Below are 19,000 nucleotides of genomic sequence, written 5' to 3'. Positions count from 1 at the left end.
CGCAACCCCGCTACCGGCTCGCCACGCGCCGGTAGCGGGCGGTGGCCAGCGGGGCGAACACGACGATGATCCCGACGCAGCACAGCACCGTGTACAACGCCGCGTGCTCGGCGGGCCAGCCCGTCGGGGGAGTGCCGAAGCGGTTGCCGAACAGCTCGCGCGTCGCGTTGATGACCGCCGTGAACGGGTTCCACTCGGCGAGCACGCCCAGCACCCCCGGCAGCTTGTCGAGCGGCACGAACGCCGAGGAGATGAAGCTGAGCGGGAACATCCAGATCAGCCCCGCGCTCTGCGCCACCTCGACACTGCGTGCCGCCAGCCCGATCAGCGCGCCGATCCACGACAGCGCCCACGCGAACAACAGCATCAGCAGGTAGGCGAACACCGCGTCGAGCACGCTGCCGCGGATCCGCCAGCCCACGATCAGCCCGCACAGCGACATGACCACCAGCGCCACGACACTCACCACGAGATCCGACGTGGTGCGGCCGAAAACCACCGCGAGCCGGGACATCGGCAGTGAGCGGAACCGGTCGATGATGCCCTTCTGCAGGTCGTTGGCGAACCCGATCACCGTGAACGCCGAGTTGAACGCCACCGTCTGCGCGAAGATCCCCGCGATGAGGAACTCGCGGTAGGCGCCGCCACCCGCGTCGCCGCCGATGGCGTCGCCGAAGACGTAGGCGAACAGCAGCACGAACATGATCGGCTGCAGCGTCGCCGCCATCAGCCAGTCCGGGTTGCGGCGCACGTTCAGCAGGTTCCGCCACGTGATCACGCCACCGTCGGAAAGCCCTTTCACCAGCGCGTTCACCGGGCCTCCTCCGCTTCGCCGGACACCGCGTGCCCGGTCAGGGACAGGAACACGTCGTCGAGCGTGGGCCGGTGCAGCGCGACGTCCTGCACCACGACCTGTTCGGCGTCGAGCCGCCGCAGGGCCTCGACGAGCGCCTTCGGCCCGGTGTCGACGAGGATCTCGGCCCGGCGCGCCCGCTCGTCCCCGGTTGGCTCGCCCGTGCCGACCTCACGCAGCACCCGCAGCGCGACCGCGAGGTCGGCGGCCGACGAGAGCACCAGCTCCAGCCGCTCCCCGCCGGTCTGCGCCTTGAGCTCGTCCGCGGTGCCGCGTGCGATCACCCGGCCCCGCTCGAGCACGACGATGGTGTCCGCGAGCTGGTCGGCCTCCTCCAGGTACTGCGTGGTGAGCAGCACGGTCGTGCCGTCGGCGACGAGTTCCCTGATCAGCTGCCAGGTGTCGAGCCGCCCGCCGGGGTCCAGTCCGGTGGTCGGCTCGTCGAGCACGACCACCGACGGCTCGCCGACGAGCGCGCCCGCGAGGTCGAGCCGCCGCCGCATCCCGCCGGAATAGCCCTTCGCGGGCCGGTCGGCGGCCTCTTCGAGCCCGAACCGCGAGAGCAGCTCACGCGCTCTCGCGCGGGCCGACGCGCGTCGCCTGCCGTACAGGCGCCCGACCAGGTAAAGGTTCTCGAAGCCGGTGAGGTTCTCGTCCACCGCCGCGTACTGCCCGGACAACCCGATCGCCCGGCGGACCGCGTCGGGGTCGGCGAGCACGTCGTGCCCGGCGACCTCCGCCTCGCCCGAGTCCGGGCGCAGCAGGGTGGTCAGTATCCGCACGGCGGTGGTCTTGCCCGCGCCGTTGGGGCCGAGCAGGCCCAGCACCTGCCCGGCGGGGACGTCGAGGTCGATGCCGTCGAGGGCCCGCGTGCTCCCGAAGGTCTTCACCAGTGCTCTCGCCCGCACGGCCGGTTCGGTGTGGGTCACGGTGTCCTCCCCTGTCCGGATCGCCCTACCGTAGGCGCACCGGCGGCCGGGCACGTCAGGGTTTTTCCCTGGGCCGGGATCCGGGAAGGTGGAGTGGTCACCACCTGCCGGAAAGGGGAACCGCATGGTCACCGTCGACCGCGTCACCGGGGTGCGCGTCTCGTCCGTCACGCTCCCGCTGCCCGTGCCGATCAGCGACGCGAAAGTGCTGACCGGGCGGCAACGGCCGATGACCGAGGTCGCGATGTTGTTCGCGGAGATCACCACCGAGGCCGGGCTGGAGGGCGTCGGCTTCAGCTACTCCAAGCGGGCCGGGGGACCGGGGCAGTTCGCGCACGCGCGGGAGCTCGCGCCGGTGCTGGTCGGCGAGGACCCCAACGACATCGCGAAGCTCTGGGACAAGCTGGTGTGGGCGGGCGCCTCGGTCGGCCGCAGCGGCCTGTCGGTGCAGGCGATCGCGGCGTTCGACATCGCGCTGTGGGACCTCAAGGCCAAGCGCGCGCGGCTGCCGCTGGCGAAACTGCTCGGCGCACACCGGGAATCCGTGCGCTGCTACAACACCTCGGGCGGGTTCCTGCACGCGCCCGTCGAGGAGGTGCTGGAGCGGGCCGCGGAGTCGGTCGCGAACGGCATCGGCGGCATCAAGATCAAGGTGGGGCACCCGGACCCGGCGGTGGATCTGGCGCGGGTGGCGGCGGTGCGCGAGAAGATCGGCGACGACGTGACGCTGATGGTCGACGCGAACCAGCAGTGGGACCGGCCCGCCGCGCGGCGCATGTGCCGGGCGCTGGAGCGCTTCGGCCTCGGCTGGATCGAGGAACCGCTCGACGCCTACGACTTCGAGGGCCACGCCGCGCTCACGGCCGCGTTCGACACGCCCATCGCGACGGGCGAGATGCTCGCGGGAGCGGGCGAACACGCCGAACTGATCAGGGCGGGGGGAGCGGACATCGTGCAGCCCGACGCCCCGCGCGTCGGCGGGATCACGCAGTTCCTCAAGGTGATGGCGCTGGCCGACGCCCGGCACCTGCAGCTGGCGCCGCACTTCGCGATGGAGATCCACGTGCACCTCGCGGCCGCCTATCCGCGGGAGCCGTGGGTGGAGCACTTCGAGTGGCTCGACCCGCTGTTCGACGAGCACCTGGAGATCTCGGGCGGCCGCATGCACCTGTCGGGCCGGCCGGGGCTCGGGGTGACGATCAGCGAGCGGGCCCGGGCGTGGACGGTCGCGGAGTTCCGGGTTTGACCCGGCTTCAGCCGAGGGGGGCCTCGCCGGTCTCGGTGACCGAGCGGGCCAGCTCGCGCAGCTTGACGTTGCGGTCCTGGGAGGCCTTCTTCAGCAGCTCGAACGCCTGGTCGCGGGTGATCTTGTACCGCTCCATCAGGATGCCGATCGCCTCGCCGATGTCCTGGCGGGTGGTGATCGCCTCGTGCAGCTGCCCCTGGCGGCGCGCACCGGCGAACGCCACGGCGGCGTGCGAGGCGAGCAGCCAGCCCGTGTGTTCGGAGCGGGGGGTGAACATGTTCGGCTCGCCGGAGTACAGGTTGAGCGCGCCGAGGTTTTCCCGCGCGTCGTCGGTGTAGAGCAGGAAGCTCATCATGCCTCGGATGCCGAGCTCCAGTGCCCGCGGCACGTAGTGCGGCCAGCGGTCACGTGCGGCGGCGAGGTCGGGCAGGCGGTAGATCTCGCTCAGGCGCAGCGCCGCGTCGAAGCAGGGCCCCTCACGCAGCTCGCCTTGGATCCGGTCCGAGGCGACCACGCCGTCGTCACTGGCTGTGAGGGACTGCACCTCGCCGTTCCGCACGGACAGGATGCCGGCGAACTCGCACCCGTCCACGACCCGGATCGCGTGGTACACGATCCGGTCGAGCGTGTCCTGCAGCGTCGGCTGGGCGAGGAGGTCCCTGGCCACCCCCGCGATGGTCTTGCCCAGTTCGTCCGGTTCCCAGGGCTGCCCCATGTGTCGGCTCCCGTCGTCGCTCCCGAACAGCCCAAGCTAGTGGAGATCACTGCGGCGCGCGTTCCGGTGTTTCCCGTTCACGGGCCGGGGAAACGCGGGCCAGGTGACGCAGCGCGCGTGCCGAGGGCGTGCCGGGGTCGGCGGTGACGAAGACGATCTGCTGGTCGTCCTCGGGGACGGCGAGCACGTCGCAGTTCACCCGGACGCGGCCGAGGTCCGGGTGCGCGAGCGTCTTGCGGCGGTGCCCCGGCGCGTGCACCCGGTGCGTCCGCCACAGCTCCCGAAACTCCTCGCTGCGTTCCCGCAGGTCGGCCAGCAGGCGCCGGAGCGGCTCGTCACGCGGGTAGCGGTCGGCCGCGGCCCGCAGCGGGGGCGGCGGCGATCGGACCGAACGGGCCGCCTTCCGGCCGTTCCGCGCGCTGACCCTGCAGGAAGTAGCGGCGCGCGAGGTTGGGGCGCGGCCCGAAGTCACCGAGCAGGGCGTCGGCGAGCGGATTGCGGGCGAGCACGGTGTACGTCGCGTCGGTGACCACGACACCCGTTTCGGGTAGCCGCGTCAGCAGACCGGCGACGTGCGGGCGCACGGTCCGCACCGGTCCGATCAGCGGCGCGGGATCGGTACCAGCGAGGCGGAAGACGTGGGCGCGCTCGGCCGGGCTCAGTCGCAGCGCGCCGGCGACGGCGTCGAGGACCCGGGCCGACGGGTGCGGCCCGCGCGCCTGCTCCAGCCGGACGTAGTAGTCGACCGACACGGCGGCGAGGCCGGCGACCTCCTCGCGGCGCAGGCCCGGCGTGCGCCGCCGCGTGCCCTCGGGCAGCCCGAGGTCGGCCGGCCGCAGCTTCTCCCGCCGGTCACGCAGGAAACGGGCGAGTTCCTGACGGGACACGGGCACCTCCTCCGCCTCAGTCCGCGGCGCCTTCCAGTGAGACCAGGAGGCGCCGCAGGTCGTCGTTGAGCCGCTGCTGGGTGGCGGGGGACAGGGCCGACAGAAGCCGCGTCTCCGTGCCGGTCTTGGTGCCGAGCACCTCGCGGACGCGCCGCAGGCCGGTGTCGGTGAGGCCGACCAGGATCTGCCTGCGGTCGGCCGGATCGGTCTCTCGCCGCACCCAGCCCCGGCGTTCCAGCCCCGCCACGCGCTTGGTCACCCCGCCCGACGTGACGCGCATGCTGTCGAGCAGCGCACCCGCGGACAGCCGATACGGTGGGCCCGCCCGTTTCAGCGTGGCCAGCAGTTCCAGCTCCCACAGCTCGATGCCGAACGCGGCCAGTTCGCGGCGCAGTTCGGTCTCCAGCCGGTGCGCGACCCGGCGCAGCCGGAGCGCCAGCGCCTTCGCGGTGGATTCCGCCTCGCTGTGCCCGGGTACCTGGTCCATGAGGATGTCGACCCGGTCACGTGGTCCGCCAGCCGCCGCCATCACCGGTATCCTTAGCTTGGGAAAATTCTTACTGGTCTCGAATCTACTGTGGATGACGTGGTGACTTCAACGGGCAACGCCGACCCGCGGCGCTGGCGCGCGCTGTGGATCTGTCTGGTCGCGGGGTTCATGACCCTGCTCGACGTGAGCATCGTCAACGTCGCGCTCCCGTCGATGGAGCACGGCATCGGTGCCACCCCCGCCGACGTGTCGTGGGTCGTGTCCGGCTACGCGCTGACGTTCGGGCTGGCCCTCGTCCCGGCCGGGCGGCTCGGGGACGACTACGGCCGCAAGCGCATGTTCCTGCTCGGGCTGCTGCTGTTCGTGGCCACCAGCGTCTTGTGCGGGGCGGCGCCCGGCGCCACCTGGCTCGTGGTCGCGCGGCTGTGCCAGGGCATCGCGGGCGGGCTGCTCAACCCGCAGGTCATCGGCATGATCCAGCAGCTGTTCACCGGGCGCGAGCGGGGCAAGGCGTTCGGCCTGTTCGGCGCGACCGTCGGGCTGTCCACCGCGGTCGGCCCGCTGCTGGGCGGCCTGCTCATCCAGGGCATCGGGATGGAGCAGGGCTGGCGCTACGTCTTCTACGTCAACCTGCCGATCGGGCTGCTCGCGATCGCGTTCGGGATGCGGCTGCTGCCGCACGACGAGCGCCGCGGTCCCCGGCGCTCGCCCGACCTGCTGGGCACGCTGCTGCTTGGCCTCGCCGTGGTCTCGGTGATGCTGCCGCTGGTGGAGGCCGAGGAGTCCACGTCGACGCCTCGCTGGTGGCTGATGGGCGTCGGCGCCGCGCTGCTCGTGCTGTTCGTGCTGTGGGAGCGGCGGCTGGGCGCCCGCGGCAAGCACCCGCTGGTGAACCTGAAGCTGCTGACGGTGCGCAGCTACTCCGCGGGCGCGCTGCTCGGCATGGTCTACTTCGCCGGGTTCACCGGGATCTTCCTGGTCATGACGTTGTTCTTCCAGCAGGGCCTCGGCTATTCGCCGCTGGAGGCGGGGTGTTCGCTGCTGGCGTTCGCGATCGGCTCGGCGATCTCGCCCGCGATCGGCGGCCGGATCGTGCACCGGTTCGGCCGTCCGCTGGTCGTGTCGGGCATCGTCCTGGTCGTGCTCGGCCTGGGCGCGACGGCGCTGCTGGTGGGGGAGTACGACGGCGCGAACGCCGCGTTCGTGCTGGCCGGGCCGCTGTTCGTGGCCGGGTTCGGCAGTGGCTTCGTGATCGCGCCCAACCAGACGCTCGCGCTGGAGGAGGTGCCGCCCGCGGAGGGCGGGACCGCGGCGGGCGTGCTGCAGACGGGGCAGCGCGTGGGTGCCGCGATCGGGACTGCGCTCGGCGGCTCGCTGTTCTTCGGGCAGCTGACCCGCTCGCACGGCGACTACCACTCCTCGGCCGCGCACGGGCTGGTCGGTTCGGTCGTGCTGGTGGGGGTGGCGCTGCTGGTCGGGCTGGCCGACGTCGTGATGTCCGCCCGCCGCCGCAAGCCCGCTTCACCGCGTCCCGTCGTCCGCGGCACGGTGGTCGGCGCACCCGCCGCGGTGACGCTGACTTCCTTGCGCACCAACCGTTCCCAGCGTGCCGAGGTGGGCGAGGACGGGCGGTTCGAGCTGCCCGTCGAGCCGGGCGAGTACCTGGTGCTCGCCTCGGTGCCCGGCCGCGAGCCCGCGGTGCGGCAGGTGCGGGTGGCGGACGGCCCGGTGACCGCGGACTTCGCGTTCGAGCGGGAGGTGCGGCTTTCGGGTGTGGTGACCGGCCCGGCGGGGCCCGTCCCGTTCGCCCGCGTCGAGGTGCTGGGACCGGACGGCGCGGCCCGGCACACGGCCGTCGCGGACGAGGCCGGGCGCTACCGCGTCGAGGGCCTGCCGCCGGGCGAGTACACCGTCGTCGCGGCGGGTTACGCGCCGACCGCGAGCCCGGTGCGCATCGAAGGCCGCCGCACCCGCCACGACCCGGTCTTCTCCGGCAGCCGGTAACCCGGAAGCGCATTAATTAATAATTAATCTTGACTCTGGTCCGCCCGGGCCCCAGACTGGTCGTCGTCACGAGGTCGGTGTGGATCAGAGGAGAGATATGGGCGCAACGGGGCGTCTCGGCCGGGCGGGCCTGGCGCTGGCGGCCGTGGTGCTGCTCGGGCTCGTCGCGGCGTGCGGCGGCAAGGTCGGTGAGAACGGCCGGTTCGGTGTCGTCTACATGGACGCGCAGGGGTTCTACGCCGGGGTGCGCGCCGGGATGCAGCAGGAGGCCGAGGCGCTCGGGCACGTGCCGCAGCTGCTGCAGATCAACGCGCAGGGCGACGCGTCGAAGGAGAGCACCTTCGTCGACCAGGTGAGCGCCGCGAAGGTCGACGCGCTCATCCTGTCGCCCGCGTCGGCGACCGCGTCGGTGCCGGCGATCAAGCTCGCGCACTCCAGCGGCATCCCCGTCATCTGCTACAACACCTGCATCGCCGAGGACAGCGCGCGGAAGTACGTGTCCGCGTACGTGCTGGGCGATCCGGTCCGCTTCGGGGCGCTGCTCGGGGACCAGGCCGCCGAGCACTTCCGGTCCGTCGGCAAGGCGGAGCCGAAGATCGCCGTCGTCAACTGCGAGTTCGTCGAGGTGTGCATCCAGCGCCGCCAGGGTTTCGAGCAGGCGCTGAAGGCCAAGCTGCCCGGCGCGTCGATCGTCGCCAACCAGGAGGGCGCGACGATCGACGACGCGGTGGACGTGGCGGAGCGCATCCTCACCGCGCACCCCGACGTCGACGCCTTCTACGGCGAGGCGGGCGGCGCGACGATGGGCGCCGTCCGCGCGGTGCAGGCCCGTGGCAAGACCGGGCAGACCGTCGTGTTCGGCAGCGACATGTCCACCGAGGCCGCGCAGGCGCTCGCCGCGGGCACCGTACTGAAGGCCGTCGTCGACATCTCCGGCATCGCCGTCGGCAAGCTCGCCGCGCGGGCCGCCGACCAGGTCCGCAGGGGGGACCTGAAGACCTACACGGTCGTGCCGGCGCCGATCGAGTTGTACGTGGGCCCGCAGCAGGGCGGCGCCTGGCTCACCGCGCACCCGGACGGGGTGCCGTGAGCCACCCGCCACTGTCCACAGCAGACGATCGAGCGAAGGAGAAGTCCGTGACCGCCAACGTCATCGTCGTCGACGGCGTCACCAAGCACTATCCCGGCGTCCGCGCGCTCACCGACGCCTCGCTGACCATCCGCGCCGGTGAGGTCCGCGCGCTGCTCGGCCGCAACGGCGCGGGCAAGTCCACGTTGATCCGCGTGCTGTCCGGGGTGGAGCGGCCGGACGCGGGCACCGTCACCGTCGCGGGCGAGCGGCTCGGTGACGGTGGGGTGCGCCGGGCGGCGGAGCTGCGCGTCAGCACGGTCCACCAGGAGCTGAGCCTCGTGGCGGAGCTGAGCGTCGCGGAGAACCTGTACCTGGGCCGCTGGCCGCGGCGCGGCGGCAAGGTCGACTACCGCGCCATGCGGGCCGGTGCCCGCGCGGTGTTCGAGCGGCTGGGCCTGGCCATCGACCCGGCAGCGGCCGTCGGCTCGCTGCCGCTGGCGCACCGGCAGCTGGTCGAGATCTGCCGCGCCGTCCGTGAACAGCCGCGCCTGCTGATCCTCGACGAGCCCACCAGCGCGCTCGCCGCCGAAGAGGTCGACGTCGTGCTGGAGACGGTCACGCGCATCGCGGACGAGGGCGTCGCCGTGCTCTACGTCAGCCACCGGCTGGAGGAGATCCGGCGCATCGCCCACAGCGCCACAGTGATGCGGGACGGCCGCGTCGTCGAAACGGTGGACGTCGCGGAGGCCGACACGAGCCGCATCGTCGCGCTGATGCTGGGCGACACGGCCGCCGCCGTCGAACGGCCGCCGCTGCGGAAGGTCGACCGGTCCGGGGTGCCGCTGCTGTCCGTGCGCGGGCTGCGCGTGCCGCCGAAGGTGCTCGACGTGTCCTTCGACGTGCACCCCGGCGAAATCCTCGGTCTCGGCGGGCTCATGGGGTCCGGGCGAACCGAGGTGCTGCGTGCGATCGCGGGGTTCGACCCGCCCGCAGCGGGCACGATCAGCGTGGAGGGCCGTGAGATCGGCAGGCCCACGGCGGCCGCGATGAAGCGCCTAGGCGTGGGCATGACCCCGGAGGACCGCAAGGACGAAGGCGTCGTGCCGCTGCTCGGGGTGGACGAGAACCTCGTCCTGTCGGACTTCCGCGCCGTCCGGAGTGGACCGGCGATCGCGCCGGGCCGGGTCCGGCGCGCGGCGGAGAAACTCATCGGGCGGCTGTCGATCGCCACCGCCGCGGCGGACACGCCGATCGTCAACCTCTCCGGCGGCAACCAGCAGAAGGCCGTGATCGGCCGGTGGCTGCACGCGGGCAGCCGCATCCTGCTGCTCGACGAGCCGACCCGCGGCGTCGACGTGCAGGCCAAGGCCGAGATCTACCGCCTGGTGCGGGAACTGGCCGACGCCGGGGCCGCGATCGTGTTCGTCTCCGGCGAGCTGGAGGAGCTGCCCCTGGTGTGCGACCGGGTGCTCGCGTTGCGCGGCGGCCGTGTCGCCGGCGAGCTGACCGGCGCCGAACTGACCACCGATTCCGTGCTCTCCGCCGCAATGGCGGCCTGACCAAGGCAAGGAAGACCATGACCGTTATCGACTCCACGCCCCAGCAGCGTCGCGGCAGCGTGGGCAGGCGCCTCGGCGGGCGCTCGCTGAACGAGATCGGCCTGCTCGCCGCGATCGTGGTGCTCTACATCGTGCTCGGCAGCACGGCCGCCGGGTTCCTCAGCCTCGACAACCAGCTCGGCATGCTCCGGGACGCCGCCACCGTCGGCATCGCCGCCTGGGGCGTCACGCTCGTGATCATCGCGGGCGAGATCGACATCAGCATCGGGCCCGCCGTGGCCTTCTCCTCGGTGCTCGTCGCGAAGGCGGCGACCGAGTGGGGGCTGGGCATCGGCCCGGCGGTGCTCGTCACGCTCGTCGCCGGTATCGCGTGGGGCGCGCTCGCCGGCTGGCTGCGGGCCCGTTTCGACGTGCCCTCGTTCATCGCGACCCTCGGCGTGTGGAGCGCGCTGGGCGGCCTGGGGCTGTACCTCACCGACGCGCTGCCGGTGGTGCTGCCCGACAGCGGCTTCTTCACCGTCCTCGGCGGCACGGTCCTCGGCATCCCCACCCCGGCCATCGTGATGGTCGTGCTGTTCTTCGTCTTCGCCTACGTCGCCCGCTACACCGCCTACGGCCGCTCGGTCTACGCGGTCGGCGGCAACGCGCCCGCCGCCAGGATGGCGGGCGTCAACCTGGCGAAGATCCGGATCCTGCTGTTCGCCACCACCGGGCTGCTCTCGGCGATCACCGGCGTACTGCTCGCCGCCCGGCTCGGCTCGGGCAACGGCGGTGCCGCGTCGGGGCTGGAGTTCGACGTCATCGCGGCGGTCGTCATCGGCGGCACCGCGCTCGCGGGCGGGCGCGGCTCGATGCTCGGCACGCTGCTGGGCGTCGTGTTCATCACCGTCATCAGCAACGGCCTCGTGCTGCTGGGGGTGAACTCGTTCCTGCAGAACGTGGTGCGCGGCGTGATCATCGTGGTGGCCGTGCTGGTGAACGTGATCATCACCAAACGGGCCCGCGCGACGAGGGAGAGTTGATGAACCAGGAACGGACGATGTCCGGGGTGTACCTGCCGGGCGATTCGACGGCGGTGCTGCGTGACCTGCCGGTGCCCGAGCCGGGGCCGGGCCAGGTGCTCGTGGAGGTGGGCGCGTCGGGCATCTGCGGGTCCGACATCGGCTACATCTACCACGGCCACAAGGGGCACCGCGGGGTCGACGGGCCCGCGTACCGCGGCGTCGTCGCCGGGCACGAGCCATCCGGCCGGATCGTCGCGGCGGGGCCGGGTGTGCGGCGGTTCGGGGTGGACGACCGCGTGATCGTCTACCACATCGCGGGCTGCGGGCTGTGTGACAACTGCCGACGCGGGTACTTCATCAGCTGCACCGCGCCCGAGCGGAAGGCCTACGGCTGGCAGCGCGACGGCGGGCACGCGCACTACGTGCTCGCCGAGGAGTCGACGTGCGTCCCGCTGCCCGACGAGCTGTCCTATGTGGACGGAGCGTTGATCGCGTGCGGGTTCGGCACGGCGTACGAGGGTCTGCGGCGCATCGGCGTGAACGGCGACGGGGACCTGCTGGTCGTGGGGCTCGGGCCGGTCGGGCTCGCCGCGGGGATGATCGGCAGGGGCATGGGCGCGCGCCGGGTGGTCGGCGTCGAGCCCTCGGAGCGGCGGCGCGAGTGGGCCTCGGGGCTGGGCGTCTTCGACGAGGTGCTGACCCCGGACGACGAGATCGCGCCGGTCTCTGCCACCACCATCGACTGCTCGGGTTCCCGTGCGGGCCGGGCCACCGCGATCGCCGGTGCGGCGGAGTGGGGCCGGGTCTCGCTGGTGGGCGAGGGCGGCACGCTCGAGACCGAGGTGTCGGACGCGTTGCTGCACAAGCAGTTGACGCTCTACGCCTCGTGGGTCACGTCCCTGACGGCGATGACGGAGCTGGCGGTGAACCTCGCGCGGTGGGGCCTGCGTCCCGAGCGCGTGGTGAGCGACCGGTTCCCGCTGGAGGACGCCGCGAAGGCGTACGAGCTGGCCGCGGGCGCGAGCCAGGGCAAGGTGGTCCTGCTGCCCTCACCGGAGCTGGCGTGATCGAGTACGGGGACGGGGCGCTGTGGCTCGACAACGGGCTGCTGCGCCTCGGCCTGGTGCCCTCGCTCGGGGGGCGGCTGCTCTCACTGTCCACTCCGGACTCAGGGGAGCTGTTGTGGCGCAACGAGGAGTTGCTCACCGACGACCTAGTGCTCCGGCGGGAGCACCGGCCGCACGGCGGCACCCTCGGCGACTGGGTCAACTACGGCGGCGACAAGACGTGGCCCGCGCCGCAGGGCTGGGAGCGGGAGGACCAGTGGGCGGGTCCGCCGGACCCGGTGCTCGACTCGGGCGCGTACACCGCCGAGGTCCAGGACGGCGCCGACACGGCTGTCGTCACCCTGACCAGCGGTGACGACCCGCGCACCGGCCTGCGCCTGAGCAGGCGGTTCGAGCTGACCCGAGGGCGATGCGGCTACCGGCTCACGCTCACCGGCACCAACACCAGCGCCCGCACGGTGCGCTGGGCGCTGTGGAACGTCACGCAGCTGGCCGCGGACGGGCCCGGCGGCACGGACGTCGCGGGGCCGCCGGAGGTCACCGAGCTGCTGGCGGGCACGGGCTTCCCGCGGTGGCGGCCGACCGCGGGCGGCGTGCACGTGCCGCACCAGGACGTCGTGGGCAAGCTCGGCTTCCCCGCCGCGACCGGGCGCTGGTCGCACACCGGGAACGGGAGCACACTGACCCAGTCGTTCGCGGTCGACCCGGCGGCCGCGTACCCGGACTCCGGCTCGCGCGTGGAGGTGTGGATGGAGTATCCGCTCCCCGCCCCGCTGGCCGGTCTCGGTGACCTCGACCCGCCCGCGCGGATCGTCGAGTGCGAGGTGCTCGGGCCGTTGACGACGCTCGCGCCGGGGGAGCGGATGACGTTGACGATCGACTGCGAGGTGACCGCGGGAGAGGGGGAAGGGTGAAGGGACGCGTCGCGGTGGTGACCGGCGCCGCCCGGGGCATCGGGGCGGCCACCGCCGTCCGGCTCGCCACCGAGGGGGCGGCGGTCGCGCTGTTCGACATCGAGGACGGCGTCGAAGCGGTCGCCCGACGAATCGACGAAGCCGGCGGGAAAGCGCTTCCCGTGCGCTGCGACGTCAGCTCGGAGGACGCCTGGGCCACGGCGGTGGCCCAGTGCCGGGCCGAGCTGGGGCCCGTCGACGTGCTGGTCAGCAACGCCTACACCGTCGACGTGCTGCCCGCGCACGAGACGAGCCTGGCGTCGTGGGAGCGGCAGCTGTCGGTGAACCTCACCGGCACGTTCCTGGGCTTCCGCACCTGCCTGCCCGACCTGTCGCGGCACGGCCGCGGCGCGGTGGTGCTCACCTCGTCGGTGCACGCCCACTTCGGCCTGCCCGGACGCCCCGCGTACGCGGCGACCAAGGCAGCGCTCACCGGGCTCGCGCGGCAGCTCGCCGTGGAGTACGGCACCGTGCTGCGGGTCAACGCGGTGCTGCCGGGGCCCGTGCTCACCGAGGCCTGGAACGGGATCGGGGAGGCCGACCGGCGGCGCAGTGCGGAGGCGACGGCCGTGAAAAGGTTGGGCACGCCCGAGGAGGTCGCGGCGGCCATCGCGTTCCTCGCCGGGGACGACGCCTCGTTCGTCACGGGAGCCGAGCTGACCGTCGACGGCGGCTGGAGCGTCGTCAAGGATTCGTCGTGACGGCGAACGCGAACGGGAGGAACAGCGAATGGCGGGCTACAGCGGCCGCGGGGTGCACGGGCAGACGGTGGCGGCGCTCGGCGGCCGGATCGTGTCGGGGCACTACGCCGAGGGGCACGTCCTCGACCTCGCCGAGCTCGGCCGCGAGCTGGACGTCAGCATGACCGCGTTGCGTGAGGCGCTGAAGGTGCTCGCCGCGAAGGGGCTCGTCGAGGCCCGCCAGAAGCGGGGCACGTACGTGCGCGGCCGCGAGCACTGGAACCTGCTGGACAGCGACGTGATCCGGTGGCGCAGCGAAGCCGGGGACACCCTGGGCGTCCTGCGTGACCTCGCCGAAGTGCGAGCGGTGGTCGAGCCCGCGGCCGCCGCCATGGCCGCGCGGCGGCGCGACGAGCGCGACCTCGCCGAACTCGACGCCGCACTCGACGAGATGAAGCGGGCGAACAACCCGCTGAACGAGGTGCTGGCCGACATCCGCTGGCACCGCGCGCTGCTGTGGGCCACCCACAACGAAATGCTCGCCAGGATGGACGTGTTCATCGAGCCCGCGCTGCGCCTGCGGGACGGGATCGTGCACGAGTTCAGCGACGACGACCCGGTGCCCAGCCACGCGGTCGTCGTCGAGGCCGTGCGCCGGGGCGATCCGGAGGCCGCCTCGGCGGCGGTGACCGCCCTGCTGGAGAAGGCCGCCCACGACGTCGCCGGGATACTCGGCGACAGGAAAGAGAAAGACGACGCGTGAAGATCATTTCCGTCGAGACGTTCCTGGTGCCGCCGCGGTGGCTGTTCTGCCGGGTGGCCACCGACGACGGGCTCGTCGGCTGGGGTGAACCCGTGGTGGAGGGGCGGGCCGAGACGGTCCGCGCCGCTGTCGACGAGCTGGCGGACCTGCTGCTCGGCCGCGATCCGCGCCGCGTCGAGGACCTGTGGCAGCTGATGACCAAGGCCGCCTTCTACCGCGGCGGGCCGGTGCTGTCGAGCGCGGTGGCCGGGCTGGACCAGGCGCTGTGGGACATCCTCGGCCGCTCGCTCGGCGTGCCGGTGCACCAGCTGCTGGGCGGCGCGGTGCGCGACGAGGTCCGGGTCTACGGCTGGATCGGCGGGGACGAACCCGCCGAGGTCGCCGAAGCCGCCGCCGCGCAGGTCGCGGCCGGGCTGACCGCGGTGAAGATGAACGCGGCCGGCCGGGTGAACCGGATGCCCGGCCGTGCCGAGGTGGCCGAGATGGTCAGCAGGGTGGCGGCCGTGCGCGAGGTGCTCGGCGACTCCCGTGACGTGGCGGTCGACTTCCACGGCCGGTTCGGGGTGGCCGCCGCCAGGCGGGTGATCCCGGAGCTGGCGCCGCTGCACCCGCTGTTCGTCGAGGAGCCGGTGCTGCCCGAGTACAGCCACCGCCTCGGTGACGTCGTGTCGGCCACCACGGTGCCCGTGGCGTGCGGGGAGCGGCTGTACTCGCGTGCCGAGTTCCTGCCGGTGCTGCAGGCGGGGATCGCGGTGGCGCAACCGGACCTGTCCCACGCGGGCGGCATCTCGGAGGTGCGCCGGATCGCCTCCCTGGCCGAGACGTTCGACGCGCTGCTGGCCCCGCACTGCCCGCTGGGCCCGCTGTCGCTCGCGGCGAGCCTGCAGGTGGCGTTCTCGACGCCCAACTTCCTGATCCAGGAACAGAGCATCGGCATCCACTACAACGTCGGCGCGGAGGTGCTCGACTACGTGCTCGACCGCGAGCCGCTGGCCTTCCCGGACGGGGTGATCCGCCGCTGGGAGTCGCCGGGGCTGGGCGTGGAGATCGACGAGGACGCCGTGCGCGAGGCCGACCGCAAGGGGCACCGGTGGCGGCCACCGGTGTGGCGGCACGACGACGGCTCGTTCGCGGAATGGTGAGGACGGACATGGACTTCAAGGAACTGCTGGCACACCACCGGCTGATGGCGATCATCCGCGGCCGGGACGCCGACGCCTCGGTGCGCACCGCGGAGGTGCTCGTCGACGCCGGGGTCTCGCTGCTGGAGGTGTCGCTGACCTCGGCCGACGCGCTCGGCGTGCTGGGTCGGATCACGGCCTCGCTGGGCGGACGGGCGCACATCGGCGCGGGCACGGTGCTGACGGCGGAGGACGCGAAGAACGCGCGTGACGCCGGGGCGGAGTTCGCCGTGACACCCGCGCTCGGCGAGGGCGTCACGGCCGCGCTGGAGCTGGGCCTGCCCGTGCTCGCGGGCGCGATGACGCCCAGCGAGGTGCTCGCCGCCGCGCGGGCGGGCGCCACCGCGGTCAAGCTGTTCCCCGCGGACGCGCTCGGTCCCCGCTACGTCAAGGCGCTCGGCGACCCGTTCCCCGGTCTCGGGCTCGTGCCCGTGGGCGGCGTCGCGCTCGCCGACGTGCCGCGGTACCTCGCGGCGGGCGCGCTCGCGGTGGGTGTGGGCAGCCCGCTGACCGGGGACGCGCCGCACGGCGGTGACCTCGGCGCGTTGCGCACGCGGGCCGAGGAGTTCCTGGCGGCCGTGGGGACGCGATGACGGTCGTGACCGTGGGGGAGACGATGGTGGCCCTCCGCGGGGAAGGACTGCTGCGGCTGGGCACGTCGTTCCGCACGTCCATCGCCGGGGCCGAGTCGAACGTCGCGATCGGACTGTCGCGGCTCGGGCACCGGACGCGGTGGGTGAGCCGCGTCGGCGAGGACGAGGCGGGTGAACTCGTCCTGCGCACCCTGCGCGCCGAAGGCGTGGAAGTGTCCACTGTGGAACGTGGTCCCGGCCCGACGGGGCTGATCCTGTTCGAGCAGCGGCTGCCGGACGTCACGCGGGTGCTGTACTACCGCGACGGCTCGGCCGCCTCGGCGCTCACCGCCGCCGACGTCCTGCCCGCGCTGACGGGGGCGGCGCTGGTCCACCTGACGGGGATCACCCCGGCGCTCGGTGAGGGCCCGCGTGCGGCGGCGGAGGCCGTGCTGGGCAGCGACGTTCCCGTCTCGTTCGACGTCAACTACCGCTCCCGGCTGTGGCCGGCCGAGGCGGCGGCGGAGGTGCTGACGCCGCTGGCCCGCCGGGCCCACGTCGTGATCGGGTCGGCGGACGAGCTGGCCCTCGTCGGCGGTACCAAAGCCCTCCTGGCCGCGGGTGTCCGCGAGGTCGTGACGAAACAGGGCGCTGACGGTGCTTCCGCGTCCACAGTGGACGGCACGTGGCGGGCGCCGGGGCACCGGGTGCCCGTGGTCGACTCCGTCGGCGCGGGCGACGCCTTCACCAGCGGCTACCTCTCCGGGCTGCTGGACGGGCTGAGCGTGCCCGAGCGCCTGGCGCGGGGCAACGCGTGTGGCGCGTTCGCCGTCGCCACGTCCGGCGACTGGGAAGGCCTGCCGACGCGGGCGGAGCTGGGCTTGCTGGGCGTGGAGGAAGGAGCGGCGCTGCGATGACGCCGGACTGGACGGCGTGGCCGGGTGAGCGGTTCGAGCTGGGCGAAGGGCTGCGGCTGGTGGACGGCCGCCTAGTCATGGTCGACATCCTGCGGGGCAGGCTGCTCGAACTGCCCGAAGGCGGGCCACCCCGCGAACTCCTCAAGCTTGCCGAACCGCTGGGCGCCGTCGCGCCGCTCGCGAGTGGTGGCTGGCTCGCCGCGGCGGGCACGGGCATCGCGGTGCTCGGCGGGTCCGTGCGGTGGCTGGCCCGGCCGGAGGACGCTCCGGAGATGCGGATGAACGACGCCGTCGCCGATCCCGCGGGGCGGTTCTGGGCCGGTACGATGGCCTACGACGCCACGCCGGGCGCGGGCTCGGTGTACCGGGTGGACCCCGGCGGTTCGGTGACGGCCGTGATCACCGGCCTCACGGTGCCCAACGGCCCGGCGTTCGACGCCGACGGCACGACGATGTACCTGGCCGACAGCGCCGAGGGCGTGATCTTCCGGTACACCGTGGACGCGGCCACGGGTGAGCCGGGGGAGCGGGAGAAGTTCGCGACCGTGGCCGGCGGCAGCCCGGACGGCGTGACCGTGGACGCCGAGGGCTTCCTGTGGTCGGCGATCTGGGGCGCCGGGGAGGTGCGGCGCTTCGCCCCGGACGGCACGCTCGACCGGGTGCTGCCGGTGCCCGCCCGCCAGCCGGCGAGCGTCTGCCTGACCGGCGAGCACCTCGTCGTCACCACGGCTCGGGTCGGCCTGGACGCGCCGGGCGAGCTCGACGGCGCCGTGCTGTCCACCCCGATGGCGGTGGCCCCGCTGCCGACCAGGGTGGCCCGGGTCGGCAGCGGGGCCTGAAGCCCGTCAGTAGGGGCAGGTGTCGAGGTACTGCGAGATCGTCGCGTCGTCCGGGGCCGGGCACAGGAACTGGTCGTAGCGGGTGTCGTCGTCGAGGAACCGCTTGAACCACGAGATCATGTACTTGGCCATCGTCGTGTTGGGCGTGTTCGGGAAGAAGTGGCTGGCGCCTCGCAGCTCCATGTACGCCTTGTCCGAAGTGGACGGCAGCGAGGAGTAGAACCGCTCGGAGTGCGTGGACACCGGTGCCACGGTGTCGCTCTGCCCGCCGATGATGAACGTCGGCACGGTGACGGACGAGAAGTCCTTGTTCAGGTCCCACGGCGCGAGCGGGACCGCGGCCTGCAGGCTCGGCCGGTCCTTCGCCGCCTCCAGCGTGCCGCCGCCGCCCATCGAGTGCCCGGCCACGCCCAGCCGGGACGCGTCGATCCGGGTGCGCACCGAGCTGCGGCCGGTCAGGTAGTCCAGTGCCGCGAGCAGCTGGTCACCGCGGCTCGCGGGCTGGTCGTACCGGGTCAGGGTGTCGATGGTGAACACCACGAACCCCTGCGAGGCCAGACGTGGGCCGATCCAGGAGATGCTGCTCTGGTCGGCGGTGTAGCCGGGGGCGATCGCGACTGCGGCGAAGGTGCCTTCGCTGGTCGTCGTGGGGTAGTAGATCGTGCCGCCACCGAAACCGGAGACCGACAGCGAAGACACCGTGGTCCGCGAGACCTGGTACGGGCCGGTGGTGGCTTCGATGCTCGACTCCGTCGGGTCGGGACCGTGCTGGTACGGGCTCGCCTCGGCGGGGTTCGCGGCGAGCGTGCCGACCGCCATCGCGCAGGCGAAGACGAGGCTCGACCAGGCTTTCGCGCTTCGTCGCACTGTTGTTCCTCCTTCAGTACGGGGAAGATCACGGTGACAGCGCCCGCGTCCCCTCGCATCGGTGTATCCGCCGGTGTGCCCAGCCTCTCCTTGCGCAAGCGGTTCACCGTGCGGTGTCATGTGTTCGGGAACGATTTTCACCACCGGGTGGGGGTGCGATGGCTGCTCCGCTGCACGGCCGGGACGCCGCACGCGCCGCGCTGGCCGAGCTGACCGCGGCGGTGCGGTCGGGGCGGGGCGGCGCGCTCGTCCTCAGTGGATCGAGGGGCACGGGCAAGACAGCGTTGCTCGCCGCCGTCGCCGAAGAAGCCGCTGACCTGCGAGTTCTCCACGTCGACGAGACGGAGCCGCCCGGCTGCCCGGAGCCTGGCGCACTGGTGCTGGCCGACGACGCGCACCGCC

The 19,000-nt window shown here is 72.9% G+C and carries 20 protein-coding genes and 2 pseudogenes; 15 read left to right on the top strand and 7 right to left on the bottom strand.

From position 1 onward, the window contains the following. Nucleotides 1-10: 10 nt before the first annotated feature. The gene (locus BMZ92_RS09265) at nucleotides 11-814 is read right to left on the bottom strand and encodes an ABC transporter permease (RefSeq protein WP_091505349.1); all 804 of its coding nucleotides are present in this window, start codon (nucleotides 812-814) and stop codon (nucleotides 11-13) included. Continuing rightward, nucleotides 811-1,782, bottom strand: a complete 972-nt coding sequence (locus tag BMZ92_RS09260) for an ATP-binding cassette domain-containing protein (RefSeq protein WP_245782971.1) — start codon at nucleotides 1,780-1,782, stop codon at nucleotides 811-813. The genes BMZ92_RS09265 and BMZ92_RS09260 overlap by 4 nt, the downstream gene beginning before the upstream one ends. Before the next feature lie 124 nt (nucleotides 1,783-1,906). Between BMZ92_RS09260 and BMZ92_RS09255 the strand changes: the two genes are divergently transcribed. Next, a complete protein-coding gene (locus BMZ92_RS09255) occupies nucleotides 1,907-3,028 on the top strand; it encodes an L-talarate/galactarate dehydratase (RefSeq protein WP_091505348.1) in 1,122 nt (373 codons plus the stop codon). A 7-nt stretch (nucleotides 3,029-3,035) separates the two neighbouring features. On the opposite strand, the gene BMZ92_RS09250 is transcribed toward BMZ92_RS09255, so the two are convergent. From BMZ92_RS09250 to BMZ92_RS09240, 4 genes are read right to left on the bottom strand one after another with little or no spacing between them, the layout of a single operon-like run. Beyond that, nucleotides 3,036-3,743, bottom strand: coding sequence for a GAF and ANTAR domain-containing protein (locus BMZ92_RS09250; RefSeq protein WP_091505347.1), 708 nt, complete (start codon nucleotides 3,741-3,743; stop codon nucleotides 3,036-3,038). A 46-nt stretch (nucleotides 3,744-3,789) separates the two neighbouring features. Further along, nucleotides 3,790-4,050 carry an MmyB family transcriptional regulator gene (locus BMZ92_RS38560; protein WP_281245161.1) on the bottom strand — a complete coding sequence of 87 codons (261 nt, stop codon included), beginning with the start codon at nucleotides 4,048-4,050 and terminating at the stop codon, nucleotides 3,790-3,792. Nucleotides 4,051-4,078: 28 nt separating this feature from the next. Further along, complete coding sequence (locus BMZ92_RS09245) at nucleotides 4,079-4,630, bottom strand: MmyB family transcriptional regulator (protein WP_218153427.1); 552 nt, start codon at nucleotides 4,628-4,630, stop codon at nucleotides 4,079-4,081. A gap of 16 nt (nucleotides 4,631-4,646) precedes the next feature. Beyond that, the gene (locus BMZ92_RS09240) at nucleotides 4,647-5,159 is read right to left on the bottom strand and encodes a MarR family winged helix-turn-helix transcriptional regulator (RefSeq protein WP_091505346.1); all 513 of its coding nucleotides are present in this window, start codon (nucleotides 5,157-5,159) and stop codon (nucleotides 4,647-4,649) included. A gap of 57 nt (nucleotides 5,160-5,216) precedes the next feature. On the opposite strand from BMZ92_RS09240, the gene BMZ92_RS09235 reads away from it, so the two are divergent. From BMZ92_RS09235 to BMZ92_RS09180, 13 genes and pseudogenes are all read left to right on the top strand, one after another. Next, nucleotides 5,217-7,124, top strand: a complete 1,908-nt coding sequence (locus BMZ92_RS09235) for an MFS transporter (RefSeq protein WP_245782970.1) — start codon at nucleotides 5,217-5,219, stop codon at nucleotides 7,122-7,124. Between the two features lie 97 nt (nucleotides 7,125-7,221). After that, on the top strand, nucleotides 7,222-8,214 hold the full coding sequence (locus BMZ92_RS09230) for a substrate-binding domain-containing protein (RefSeq protein WP_091505345.1): 993 nt from the start codon (nucleotides 7,222-7,224) through the stop codon (nucleotides 8,212-8,214). 119 nt (nucleotides 8,215-8,333) lie between these two features. Then, nucleotides 8,334-8,759, top strand: a pseudogene (locus BMZ92_RS38795) (ATP-binding cassette domain-containing protein); the annotation flags it as partial. Between the two features lie 141 nt (nucleotides 8,760-8,900). Beyond that, nucleotides 8,901-9,755: an ATP-binding cassette domain-containing protein gene (locus BMZ92_RS38790; protein WP_425425800.1), complete on the top strand. Its 855-nt coding sequence runs from the start codon at nucleotides 8,901-8,903 to the stop codon at nucleotides 9,753-9,755. A 17-nt stretch (nucleotides 9,756-9,772) separates the two neighbouring features. Continuing rightward, complete coding sequence (locus tag BMZ92_RS09220) at nucleotides 9,773-10,777, top strand: ABC transporter permease (protein WP_091505343.1); 1,005 nt, start codon at nucleotides 9,773-9,775, stop codon at nucleotides 10,775-10,777. Beyond that, nucleotides 10,777-11,826 carry a zinc-dependent alcohol dehydrogenase family protein gene (locus tag BMZ92_RS09215; RefSeq protein ID WP_091505342.1) on the top strand — a complete coding sequence of 350 codons (1,050 nt, stop codon included), beginning with the start codon at nucleotides 10,777-10,779 and terminating at the stop codon, nucleotides 11,824-11,826. Before BMZ92_RS09220 ends, BMZ92_RS09215 begins: the two co-directional genes overlap by 1 nt. Next, entirely contained in the window at nucleotides 11,823-12,740 is a 918-nt protein-coding gene (locus BMZ92_RS09210; RefSeq protein WP_091505341.1) for a DUF4380 domain-containing protein, read from the top strand. Before BMZ92_RS09215 ends, BMZ92_RS09210 begins: the two co-directional genes overlap by 4 nt. After that, nucleotides 12,737-13,480 (top strand): SDR family NAD(P)-dependent oxidoreductase, encoded by a 744-nt coding sequence (locus BMZ92_RS09205; protein WP_091505340.1) that lies wholly within the window; start codon nucleotides 12,737-12,739, stop codon nucleotides 13,478-13,480. The genes BMZ92_RS09210 and BMZ92_RS09205 overlap by 4 nt, the downstream gene beginning before the upstream one ends. 28 nt (nucleotides 13,481-13,508) lie before the next feature. Continuing rightward, complete coding sequence (locus BMZ92_RS09200; protein ID WP_091505339.1) at nucleotides 13,509-14,222, top strand: FadR/GntR family transcriptional regulator; 714 nt, start codon at nucleotides 13,509-13,511, stop codon at nucleotides 14,220-14,222. Next, nucleotides 14,219-15,364 carry a galactonate dehydratase gene (gene dgoD, locus BMZ92_RS09195; RefSeq protein ID WP_091505338.1) on the top strand — a complete coding sequence of 382 codons (1,146 nt, stop codon included), beginning with the start codon at nucleotides 14,219-14,221 and terminating at the stop codon, nucleotides 15,362-15,364. The genes BMZ92_RS09200 and dgoD overlap by 4 nt, the downstream gene beginning before the upstream one ends. Nucleotides 15,365-15,372: 8 nt before the next feature. Next, the gene (locus BMZ92_RS09190; RefSeq protein WP_091505337.1) at nucleotides 15,373-15,996 is read left to right on the top strand and encodes a bifunctional 4-hydroxy-2-oxoglutarate aldolase/2-dehydro-3-deoxy-phosphogluconate aldolase; all 624 of its coding nucleotides are present in this window, start codon (nucleotides 15,373-15,375) and stop codon (nucleotides 15,994-15,996) included. Then, entirely contained in the window at nucleotides 15,993-16,892 is a 900-nt protein-coding gene (locus BMZ92_RS09185; RefSeq protein WP_091505336.1) for a sugar kinase, read from the top strand. The genes BMZ92_RS09190 and BMZ92_RS09185 overlap by 4 nt, the downstream gene beginning before the upstream one ends. Further along, a complete protein-coding gene (locus BMZ92_RS09180) occupies nucleotides 16,889-17,731 on the top strand; it encodes an SMP-30/gluconolactonase/LRE family protein (RefSeq protein WP_091505335.1) in 843 nt (280 codons plus the stop codon). The genes BMZ92_RS09185 and BMZ92_RS09180 overlap by 4 nt, the downstream gene beginning before the upstream one ends. Before the next feature lie 6 nt (nucleotides 17,732-17,737). Here BMZ92_RS09180 and BMZ92_RS09175 read toward each other — a convergent pair whose 3' ends face one another. Then, nucleotides 17,738-18,550 carry an alpha/beta hydrolase family protein gene (locus tag BMZ92_RS09175; RefSeq protein WP_091505334.1) on the bottom strand — a complete coding sequence of 271 codons (813 nt, stop codon included), beginning with the start codon at nucleotides 18,548-18,550 and terminating at the stop codon, nucleotides 17,738-17,740. A 206-nt stretch (nucleotides 18,551-18,756) separates the two neighbouring features. On the opposite strand from BMZ92_RS09175, the pseudogene BMZ92_RS38785 reads away from it, so the two are divergent. Continuing rightward, nucleotides 18,757-18,906 (top strand): annotated as a pseudogene (locus BMZ92_RS38785) (ATP-binding protein); the annotation flags it as partial. Nucleotides 18,907-19,000: the final 94 nt, after the last annotated feature.

Source organism: Amycolatopsis sacchari (assembly GCF_900114035.1).
GTDB lineage: Bacteria > Actinomycetota > Actinomycetes > Mycobacteriales > Pseudonocardiaceae > Amycolatopsis_E > Amycolatopsis_E sacchari.
The sequence above is the reverse complement of the archived record's forward strand: the minus strand, read 5'-3'. Positions and strand labels throughout refer to the sequence as shown.

Excerpts from the sequence above, each read along its gene's own strand:
- BMZ92_RS09200 (WP_091505339.1), top strand. The coding sequence starts at position 13,509 with ATGGCGGGCTACAGCGGCCGCGGGGTGCACGGGCAGACGGTGGCGGCG.
- BMZ92_RS09190 (WP_091505337.1), top strand. The coding sequence starts at position 15,373 with ATGGACTTCAAGGAACTGCTGGCACACCACCGGCTGATGGCGATCATC.
- BMZ92_RS09175 (WP_091505334.1), bottom strand. The coding sequence starts at position 18,550 with ATGGCGGTCGGCACGCTCGCCGCGAACCCCGCCGAGGCGAGCCCGTAC.
- BMZ92_RS09220 (WP_091505343.1), top strand. The coding sequence starts at position 9,773 with ATGACCGTTATCGACTCCACGCCCCAGCAGCGTCGCGGCAGCGTGGGC.
- BMZ92_RS09215 (WP_091505342.1), top strand. The coding sequence starts at position 10,777 with ATGAACCAGGAACGGACGATGTCCGGGGTGTACCTGCCGGGCGATTCG.
- BMZ92_RS09185 (WP_091505336.1), top strand. The coding sequence starts at position 15,993 with ATGACGGTCGTGACCGTGGGGGAGACGATGGTGGCCCTCCGCGGGGAA.
- BMZ92_RS09180 (WP_091505335.1), top strand. The coding sequence starts at position 16,889 with ATGACGCCGGACTGGACGGCGTGGCCGGGTGAGCGGTTCGAGCTGGGC.
- BMZ92_RS09240 (WP_091505346.1), bottom strand. The coding sequence starts at position 5,159 with ATGGCGGCGGCTGGCGGACCACGTGACCGGGTCGACATCCTCATGGAC.
- BMZ92_RS38790 (WP_425425800.1), top strand. The coding sequence starts at position 8,901 with ATGCGGGACGGCCGCGTCGTCGAAACGGTGGACGTCGCGGAGGCCGAC.
- BMZ92_RS09230 (WP_091505345.1), top strand. The coding sequence starts at position 7,222 with ATGGGCGCAACGGGGCGTCTCGGCCGGGCGGGCCTGGCGCTGGCGGCC.
- BMZ92_RS09250 (WP_091505347.1), bottom strand. The coding sequence starts at position 3,743 with ATGGGGCAGCCCTGGGAACCGGACGAACTGGGCAAGACCATCGCGGGG.
- BMZ92_RS09255 (WP_091505348.1), top strand. The coding sequence starts at position 1,907 with ATGGTCACCGTCGACCGCGTCACCGGGGTGCGCGTCTCGTCCGTCACG.